This window comes from Streptomyces sp. NPDC059900, from assembly GCF_050270335.1.
Lineage (GTDB): Bacteria > Actinomycetota > Actinomycetes > Streptomycetales > Streptomycetaceae > Streptomyces.
Window position 1 is genome coordinate 1 of record NZ_JBNNJZ010000313.1, and the last position, 9,731, is coordinate 9,731.

General features: G+C 74.2%; 5 protein-coding genes. All 5 read left to right on the forward strand.

The window, feature by feature from the left end; genetic code table 11:
• Nucleotides 1-6,249: amino acid adenylation domain-containing protein (locus tag ACQKIP_RS30370; protein WP_427744711.1), on the forward strand; the 6,249-nt coding region annotated here is incomplete at its 5' end.
• A 41-nt stretch (nt 6,250-6,290) separates the two neighbouring features.
• A complete protein-coding gene (locus ACQKIP_RS30375) occupies nt 6,291-6,503 on the forward strand; it encodes an MbtH family protein (protein ID WP_365866449.1) in 213 nt (70 codons plus the stop codon).
• Nucleotides 6,500-7,747 (forward strand): MFS transporter, encoded by a 1,248-nt coding sequence (locus ACQKIP_RS30380; protein ID WP_365866451.1) that lies wholly within the window; start codon nt 6,500-6,502, stop codon nt 7,745-7,747. Before ACQKIP_RS30375 ends, ACQKIP_RS30380 begins: the two co-directional genes overlap by 4 nt.
• A gap of 4 nt (nt 7,748-7,751) precedes the next feature.
• A complete protein-coding gene (gntD, locus tag ACQKIP_RS30385) occupies nt 7,752-8,783 on the forward strand; it encodes a guanitoxin biosynthesis L-enduracididine beta-hydroxylase GntD (protein WP_365866453.1) in 1,032 nt (343 codons plus the stop codon).
• A 32-nt stretch (nt 8,784-8,815) separates the two neighbouring features.
• Complete coding sequence (locus ACQKIP_RS30390) at nt 8,816-9,586, forward strand: SDR family NAD(P)-dependent oxidoreductase (protein WP_365866455.1); 771 nt, start codon at nt 8,816-8,818, stop codon at nt 9,584-9,586.
• Nucleotides 9,587-9,731: the final 145 nt, after the last annotated feature.

Consider the following 9,731-nt stretch of genomic DNA (forward strand, 5'->3'; position numbering starts at 1 on the left):
CCACAGCCGCTTAATCGGTTTGCGGACGTTTGCCTTTTCGATAATCCAGCGGGCCACAAGCTCCCCTTCCCGTCCTGCGTCTACGACACCGAGGGCGCCGACGTCTACACCGTCCAGACCTGCCTGGAGCTCACCGGGCCCCTCGTCGTCCCCGCCCTGCGGGCCGCCGGGGCGGATCTCCTCGCCCGGCATCCGGCCCTGCGCGCGGGCTTCCTGCAACGCGCCGGCGGCCAGGCCGTGCAGATCGTCCCCGCCACCGGCACGCCCGCATGGGAGGAGGCCGACCTCAGCGCGCTGCCCGAGGCCGAGCGGCAGGCGGCCCTGACCGGCCTGCTCGCCCGCGACCAGGAGCGCCGCTTCGACCCGGCCAAGCCGCCCCTGGTTCGCCTCACCCTCGTCCGCACGGGCGCCGAGCGGCACGTCCTGGTCCTCACCCACCACCATCTCGTCGTCGACGGCTGGTCGTTGCCGCTGGTCCTGCGCGACCTGTGCGAGCTGTACGCCCGCCACGCGGCCGGCGTCGGGACCAGCGGCGCCCTGCCGCCCGCCCCGCCCCACCACCGGCATCTGAGCTGGCTGGCCGCGCAGGACCGGGCGGCGGCCGAGGACGCCTGGCGCACCGCACTCGACGGCGTGGACGAGCCCACCCTGGTCGCCCCGGACGACACCCGGCGTTCCGACCGCTTCCCGCTGCGGGTGGTGGAGTGGCTGCCCGAGGGCCTCACCGGCGCCCTGACCGCGCTGGCCCGCGGGCGCGGCCTGACCGTCAACACCCTGGTGCAGGGCGCCTGGGCGCTGCTCGTCGGACATGTGACGGGACGTCAGGACGTGGTGTTCGGGACCACTGTCTCCGGGCGCCCGCCGGAGCTGCCCGGCGTGGAGGGCATGGTCGGGCTGCTGATCAACACGGTGCCGGTGCGCGTCCGGCTCGACCCCGCCGAGCCGCTGGCCGACCTGCTGGCCCGCGTGCAGGACGAGCAGGCCGCCCTGATGCCGCACCACCACCTCGGGCTCACCGCCGTGCGGCGCGCCCTGGGCAGCGGGCAGGACCTGTTCGACACCGCCGTGGTGTTCGAGAACGCGCCCTTCGACCACGACGGCCTGGAGCAGCGGTTCGGCGACATCCGCGTCCGCCTCCTGGAGGACACGGCGGCCACCGGCACCATGCACTACCCCCTGAGCCTGCTCGCGGTGCCCGGCCCCCGGCTGCGCCTCGACATCAGCTACCGCCCCGACGTCTTCGACACGGCCACGGCCCACCGGCTCGCGACCCTGCTGCACCGCCTGCTCGCCGCGTGCGTCGACACTCCCGGGCTGCCCGTCGGCCGTATCCCCTTCCTGGACGCGGAGGAGCGGGCCGCCCTGCGGACCCTGGAGGAGGGACCGGCCGTCGACCATCCCGCGACGACGCTGCCCGCGCTGTTCGCCGCACAGGCCCGCCGCACCCCGGACGCCACCGCGCTCGTCTTCGAGGGCGAGCAACTGACGTACGCCGAAATGGACTCGCGCGCCACGCGGCTCGCCCGGGCCCTGCGCGCCGAGGGGGTCCGCCCCGGCGCCGTCGTCGCGGTCGCCCTGCCCCGCTCGCTCGAACTGCTCGTCACCCTCTACGCGGTGCACAAGGCGGGCGCCGCCTATCTGCCGATCGACCCCGCCTATCCCGAGGACCGCCGACGGTACATGCTCGACGACGCCGCGCCCGCCCTCACCCTCACCCCCGACACCTACCGCACCCTCCTCGCACGCGAACACACCGCCGACGAGGCCGCCCCGCTGCCCGAGGCCCTGCCCGACTCGCCCGCCTACCTCATCTACACCTCGGGCTCCACCGGCCGCCCCAAGGGCGTCGTCGTCCCGCACCGCGGCATCGTCAACCGGCTGCTGTGGATGCAGTCCGTCTACCGGCTCGACGCCGAGGAACGGGTCCTGCACAAGACGCCGACCAGTTTCGACGTCTCCGTGTGGGAGCTGTTCTGGCCGCTCCTGGCCGGCGCCACCCTCGTCATCGCACCCCCCGACGCCCACAAGGACCCCGACCAGCTCGTCCGACTGATCCGGGCCGAGCACGTCACCACCGTCCACTTCGTGCCGTCGATGCTGGAGACGTTCCTGCGGGCCCCGGGCGCCGCCGACAACACCCCGCTGCGCCGCGTGATCTGCAGCGGCGAGGCGCTGCCCACCGCACTAGCCGGGCGCTTCCACACCCTGTTCGACGCCGCGGGCACCGGCCTGCACAACCTCTACGGGCCCACCGAGGCATCCGTGGACGTCACCCACTGGCGCAGCCGCGGCGACGAGAGCGGCCCCACCGTGCCCATCGGCCACCCCGTCGACAACACCCGCGTCCGCGTCCTGGACGCCGGGCTACGGCCCGTGCCCGCCGGCGCGACCGGGGAGTTGTACCTCGCCGGGGTCCAGCTCGCCCACGGATACCTCGGCCGGACGCCGCTCACCGCCGAGCGCTTCGTCGCCGACCCGTCAGGGCCGCCCGGCGGCCGCATGTACCGCACCGGTGACCTGGTGCACCGCACCCCCGACGGCGCCCTCGTCTTCCTCGGCCGCGCCGACGACCAGGTCAAGCTGAAGGGCTTCCGGATCGAACTCGGCGAGATCGCCGCCCGCCTGGACCTGCACCCGCACGTCGAGCAGTCGGCGGTCGTGGTGCGCGAGGACACGCCTGGCGCGCCGCGCCTGGTGGCGTACGTCGTCCCGGCGAGCCGCGCCCCGTCGGGCGATGTCCCGGCGGGCGGCGTGTGCGACGAGGACGTGCTGCGCGCGCACTGCGCGGCCACCCTGCCCGAGCACATGGTGCCCAGCGCCTTCGTCCGCCTGGACCGCCTGCCGCTGTCCCTCAGCGGAAAGCTGGACCGACGGGCGCTGCCCGCCCCGGTGTTCAGCGCATCCGGCGGCGGGCGGCCCGCAGCCGGAGCCCTGGAGGAGCAGCTGTGCGCGCTGTTCTCGCAGGTGCTCGGCGTCGAGGGCGTCGGCCCCGAGGACGGCTTCTTCGCCCTGGGCGGCGACTCGATCCTCTCCATCCAGCTCGTCGCCGCCGCCCGCAAGGCGGGCCTCGGCCTCACCCCCCGCGACGTCTTCAAGCACCGCACCCCGGCCCGGCTCGCCCTGGTCGCCGCACCGGCCGCGGCAGCCGTGCCCGCCGAGCCGTCGGACGCCGGGACCGGCACCGTGCCGCCCGGGCCGATCACGCGATGGCTGCTCGAACAGGGCGGTCCCGTCGACGGGTTCAACCAGTCCGTCCTCGTCCGCACCCCGGCAGGCGCCACCACCGAGGAGCTGACGCGGGCCCTCCAGACGCTGCTCGACCACCACGACGCCCTGCGCCTGAGCCTGGCCGCCGACGACGCCTCGGGCTGGCGGCTCGATGTCGCCGCACCCGGCACCGTGCGTGCCGCCGACTGCCTGGTCCACGCGGTGGCACCGACCGATCGACCCCTGACGGATGCGGTCGCCGCCGAGGCGCGCGCCGCGCAGCGCGCCCTCGACCCGCGCGCCGGACACGTCGTCAAGGCCGTCCACCTGACGGACCCGGCGGGCGGGGACGGACGGCTGCTCCTGATGATCCACCACCTTGCCGTCGACGGAGTGTCCTGGCGCATCCTCCTGCCCGACCTGGCCGCCGCCTGGACCGCCGCGCACGAAGGCCGCACCGCCGTACTCGACCCGGTCCCCACCTCACTGCGCACCTTCGCCCGGCGCGCGTCCGAAGCCGCCACCGACCCGGCCCGTACGACTGAACTGGCCTTCTGGCAGGACATCCTGGCCACGGACGAGCCCACCATCGGCCACCGCCCCCTGGACCCGGCGCGCGACACGTACGCCACCCGCCGCGAGGTCACCGTCACACTGTCCGCCGCCGACACCGAAGCCCTGCTGACCGACGTGCCGCAGGCCTTCCACGCCGGAGTGGACGACGTCCTGCTCACCGCACTCGCCCTCGCCGTCACCCGGCGGCGCGGGAGGGCGGCGTACGACGGCGGTGTGCTCGTGGACCTGGAGGGCCACGGCCGCCACGACCTCGGCGGCGACCTCGATCTGACCCGGACCGTCGGCTGGTTCACCAGCCTCCAGCCGGTCCGCCTGGACCCGGCCGTCACCGACTGGACGCAGGTCCTCGGCGCGGGACCGGCGCTCGGACAAGCCCTGAAGGCCGTCAAGGAGCAGCTGCGCGCGATCCCGGACCGGGGCATCGGCTACGGCCTGCTGCGCCACCTCAACCCCGACACCGCCCCCGTGCTCGCCGCCCGGCCGGGACCGCAGATCGGCTTCAACTACCTGGGCCGGACGGCCACCGGCCACGCCGGGGACTGGGAGCAGACCGACGAGGCGTACGCCGTGGACGCCGTCGCGGACGCGGACATGCCGCTGCCGCACGCCCTGGACGTCAACGCCGTCACGGAGGACCGCCCCGACGGGCCCCGGCTGACCGCGGGATGGTCCTGGCCCGGTGCTCTGCTCGACGAGGCGGACGTGCGCGACCTCGCCGACAGCTGGGCGGACGTGCTGCGCGCCCTGGTCACGCATGCCCGGCGGCCCGGTGCGGGCGGCCTGACCTCGTCGGATCTGGCGCTGACGGAACTCACGGGCGAGCGGGTGCCGCAGGCCGAACTGGAGAGTCTCGAAGACGGTCGCAGACGGGCAGGTACGGAGGCAGGAACGCGGGCCGGTACGGGGGCGGGCGTCGAGGACATCCTGCCGCTGACCCCGCTCCAGGAAGGCCTGTACTTCCACGCCCTGTACGACGCGGCCCTGCCCGACGCCTACCACGTCCAGCTCACCCTCGATCTGGCCGGGCCCCTCGACGAGGCCGCGTTGCGCACCGCCTGCCGGGCGCTGGTCGACCGGCACGCCGCGCTGCGCACCGCCTTCACCCTGCTCGACTCCGGCACGCCCGCCCAACTGATCGTGTCCGGCGCCGAAGCGGCCTGGGAGGTGCACGACTTGAGTGCGTGCGCTCCCGCCGAACGCGATGCGCGCCGCGAGGAGATCCTGGCCGCCGACCGTGCCCGGCGGTTCGACCTGACGGCGCCGCCACTGGTGCGATTCGCCCTGGTCCGGGAGGGCGGGGACGCCGCCACGCTGGTCGTGACGGTCCATCACATCGTGTTGGACGGGTGGTCGGTCCCCGTCGTGCTGCGCGAACTCCTCGCTCATTACGGCCAGTTGGCAGACGGTAGTGGTGACGCCTTGCCCGGGCCGCGTCCCGGGCCCGCGTTGCGCGAACACCTCGCCTGGCGGGCCGGGCAGGACCGCGGGGCGGCCGAGAAGGCATGGCGGGACGCGCTCGACGGGCTTGCCGCGCCCACGCTGGTCGCTCCTGGCGCCGCGCCCGCCGTTTCCGTGCTGCCGCAGCGGGTGAACGCGGAACTGACGGAGGCGGAGACCCAGGCGCTGACTGCCTTCGCCCGCGAGCGGGACCTCACGCTCAACACCGTCGTGCAGGGCGCCTGGGCGCACGCCCTCGCCGCCCTCACCGGCCGGCGCGACGTCGTCTTCGGCGCGGTCGTGTCGGTCCGGCCGCCCGAACTGCCGGGCGCCGGGGACGCGGTGGGTCTGTTCATCGAGACGGTGCCGGTCCGGGTACGGGTCGGCGGTCCGGAGGCGTTCGGTGACGCGCTGGTTCGCCTCCAGGACGAGCAGACCGCGCTCGGCGAGCACCATCACCTGGGTCTGGCCGCCATCCAGCGGCTCGCGGGCGGGGCCCCGTTGTTCGACACGTCCGTCGTGTTCGAGAACTATCCGTCGGCCGACGCCGACTCCGACGCAGGCTCCGACGTCCCGGCGGGCGGGCTGCGCCTGAAGGGCCTGCGGGGCCGGGACGCGTACCACTACCCCCTCAACCTCATGGGGGTCCCCGGCGACCGTCTCTACCTCCAGCTCACCCACCGGCCCGACGCGGTCGACCGGCGCACCGCCGAGCGGGCCATGACGCTGCTGCGCACCGCGCTGCGGGACATCGCCGGCACCGGGCGGCCCGCCGCGCCTCCCGCCCTGGACGGCCCGGACGGCCCGGACGGCCCGCTCACCGAGGAGGCGCTGTGCGCGCTCTTCGCGCAGGCCCTCGACGTCGAACGGGTCGCACCGTCCGACGACTTCTTCGCCCGCGGCGGCGACTCCCTGCGCGCCCTGCGGCTGACCGGCCGGCTGCGCGCCCTGACCGGGGACTCCGGGCTCCCGCTGCGCACCCTCCTGGACGCACGCACCCCCCGCGCCCTCGCCCGCCGCCTCGCCTGACCACCCGCCACTCCCCTCAAGCCCTCACGACGGGAAGCCCCATGAACAGCCCCTTCGAGAACCCCGACGCCTCCTACCTCGTCCTCGTCAACACCGAGGGCCAGCACTCCCTGTGGCCCGCCTTCGCCGAGGTACCCGCGGGCTGGGAGGTCATCCTGTCCGGCGCCAGCCGTGCGGCGTGCCTCGCCCACGTCGAGGAGCACTGGACCGACCTGCGCCCCAAGAGTCTGATCGCCGCCATGGACTCCCGGTGAGACCGCAGGACGCCGTCCTCGCCACCGCGTTCCTCGCCCGCTTCGCGCAGCTCGGCCTGTTCTCCGTCGAGGTACTCATCCTCCTGGACCGCGGGGTGGCCACCGAACGCGTCGGCGTGGTGCTGACGGCAGCCGCGGTGGGCAGCGGCGCCACCCAGCTGCTCCTGGCCCGCTTCGGCCACCGGCTCGCGGCGGCGCGCACCGCCCGGATCGGGCTGCTCCTCCAGGCCGCGGGCTGCGCCGCGTTCGGTGTCGTCGGCGCCTGGTGGAGCTTCGCCGTGGCCGACCTCCTGGTGATGGCGGGCAGCGCCGCCGTCACCACCGGGCTGCGGACCCTGGTGGCCGACACGGCATCGGACCGTACGGACCGCGGTGAAAACGCCTTCGGCGCGCTCACCGCCGCGCAGATGGCGGGGGCGTTCGCCGGACCGCTGTGCACCGGCGCGGTGGTCTCGGCCGGTACCGCCCTGGCGGCCTGGCCCGCGACGGCGGCGACGCTCGGCGCGGCCCTGGTCCTCGCCCGCGCGGCGCACGGTCCAACCGGTGCGCGGACCGTCGCCCAGGTCGGCAAGACCCAGGCCGGGCGGCCGCCCCGGGGTGTGCCACGCGATGCGCCGCACGGTGTGGCGGGCCGCGTCTGGCCGTACGCCGTACTGCTGTTCGGCGTCACCGGACTGTACGGCGGCTACGCCGTCGCCTGGAGCGTCTATCTGCGGGACCTGGGCGCCCCCGACACCGTGGTCGCCTGGTCCGCGGCGGCCATCGCCCTCCCCAGCCTGCTGCTCTCCCCCCGCGTCGGCAGGCTCCTCCCGCACGTGCCGCGCACCGCCCTGCTGCACGGCGCGGTGCTCCTGATCGGCGGCTGCGCACTGCTCTACCCGCACCTGGGCGCCGTCGCCCCGGCGGTGGCGCTCTCCCTCGTCGAGGGTGCGCTGCTCGCGGTGGTGCTACCGCTGATCTCCGCCCAAGTCGCCCACGTCGCCGTACGCGCGGGGCAGCTCGGCACCCCACGGGCCTTCGGTGTGCTCGGCCTCGCCGACGCTCTGGGCAGCGGCCTGGGCACGGCCGTGGCCGGTGTGCTGATCGCCGCCGGCGGCACCCCGTACGTCTTCCGCTTCTGCGGACTGCTCTGCCTGGTGTGTGCCGCCGTGGCCCTGGCAGCTCCGCGTCCGTCCCCCTCCCCCGCGGTGTCACCCGTCGCCATCGAGCGGCGCCCGCCATCGAGCATCGAGAACGGCAGGTAAGACCATGAGCCACGCGTTCCCCGTCGAGTACGAACTCTCCCCGACGGAAGCCGACCAGATCCACGCCCACGTCAAGGAGCATCTGGCCCGCACCGGGCCGGACGCGCCAGGGCCCGCCGACCCGGCCTTCTACGACCGTCACTGGGACGCGGGCCTGGGCCTTCCCGAGGGGCTGCGGAAGTTCCTCGAGCACTTCCGCCGCACGGAGCCGTCCGCCGCCCTGGTCGTGCACGGCTTCCCGGTGGACGACGCGGCGGTGGGGCCGACCCCCGGCCACTGGGACGGCATCGACCCCAACTCCGCCACCCTGGAGCAGGAGTTCTTCCTCGCCATGTGCGGCAGCGCGCTGGGCGACCCGTACACCTTCTCCACGCTCCAGCTCGGCCGCATGGTGCAGAACCTGCTGCCGATCAAGGGTGACGAGCTGCGGCAGAACGGCCACAGCAGTGAATGCCTCCTCGAGTTCCACACGGAGGACGGCTTCCACCCGGGCCGCTGCGACTACCTCCTGCTGTTCGGGGTCCGCAACCACGACCGGGTGCCGACCATCGTGGCGTCGGTGCGGGACGTGCGCCTCAGCGAGCGCGACATCGATGTCCTGCGCTCGCCCCGCTTTTTGATACGCCCCGACGACGAGCACATCCGCCAGCTCCAGGCGCGGTGCCCGGACCATCCGGCCCTGGCCAGGATGGTCCAGTTCCAGGCGGCGCCGCCCGCGGTGCCGGTGATCTCGGGGGAGCACGAGCGGCCCTACCTGCGCATCGACTACCCGTTCATGGAGTGCGTGGGCGGCGATACGGCGGCCCAGCGGGCGCTGGACGCGTTGATGGCGGAGCTGGAGCGGGTGCAGCAGAACGTGGTGGTCGGGCAGGGCAGCCTCGCCGTCGTCGACAACTACGTGGCCGTGCACGGCAGGCGGGCCTTCCGCGCCCGGCTCGACGGTTCGGACCGCTGGCTCAAGCGGATGATCGTCAGCCGCGACCTGCGCAAGTCCGTCGCCAGCATCAAGCCGGACAGCGCGCGCGTCCTGTACTGAGGCCGAACACCAACCCAGAGGGGAACGGAACCATGCGTACAGTCGTGATCTCAGGCGCGTCCAGCGGCATCGGAGCGGCCACCGCGGAACGCTTCGCCCGGGCGGGCGACCGGGTGACGAACCTGGATGTCCGCCCGCCCGATACCCCGGTGAGCGGCGTCGAGTGGATACGTGCCGACACCGCGGACTGGTCGGCCGTGGACGCCGCCCTGGCCCGCGTACGGGATGCGCGGGGCGCCATCGACGTCGTCATCGCCAACGCGGGCATCAGTGTCCGGCACGGAGTCCTGGACATCACGGAGGCAGAGGCCCGCCGGGTCGTCGACGTCAATCTGCTCGGCGTCCTGGGCCTGTGGCGCGGCGCCGCGCGCATCATGGCGGAGCAGGAGCAAGGCGGCGTACTCCTGGCGACGGCGTCGGTCAACGGCCGCCGCGGCTACCCCCGTTACGCCGACTACAACGCCACCAAGGCGGGCATCGTCTCGCTCACGCAGACGTTCGCGATGGAACTGAGCCCGCTGGTCCGGGCGGCGTGCGTGAGCCCCGGCGCGGTCCTCACGCCGATGCAGATGGCCGAGTACACGGACGAGATGTTCGCCGAGACCAACGCCCGTATCCCGGCGGGCCGCCACGCGGCCCCGGAGGAGATCGCATCGGCGTTCTTCTACCTGGCGTCCGACGAGGCGTCCTTCCTCACCGGCCAGGAACTGGTCCTCGACGGCGGGGAGATAGCTGGTGCGACGACGACGGTGTGGGGGTCGGCGCTGTCCGGGCGGGAGGCTCGTCGTCGCGAGCGGGGGTAGGGGCGGACCTGTGGTGTCGGGGGGTGAACCGGGCCCGGCCGGGGTCCCACCTGCGGGTGGGTGACCGGGGTTTACAGCGTGGGCGTATAAAAAAAAAAAGCAGCCGACGCGTACATAGGTGTTGAAATAGGGGGGGGGCGGTTCA

What these genes read in the sequence shown, in the direction of transcription:
- ACQKIP_RS30375 (WP_365866449.1), top strand. Translation starts at nt 6,291, where the DNA reads ATGAACAGCCCCTTCGAGAACCCCGACGCCTCCTACCTCGTCCTCGTC.
- gntD (WP_365866453.1), top strand. Translation starts at nt 7,752, where the DNA reads ATGAGCCACGCGTTCCCCGTCGAGTACGAACTCTCCCCGACGGAAGCC.
- ACQKIP_RS30390 (WP_365866455.1), top strand. Translation starts at nt 8,816, where the DNA reads ATGCGTACAGTCGTGATCTCAGGCGCGTCCAGCGGCATCGGAGCGGCC.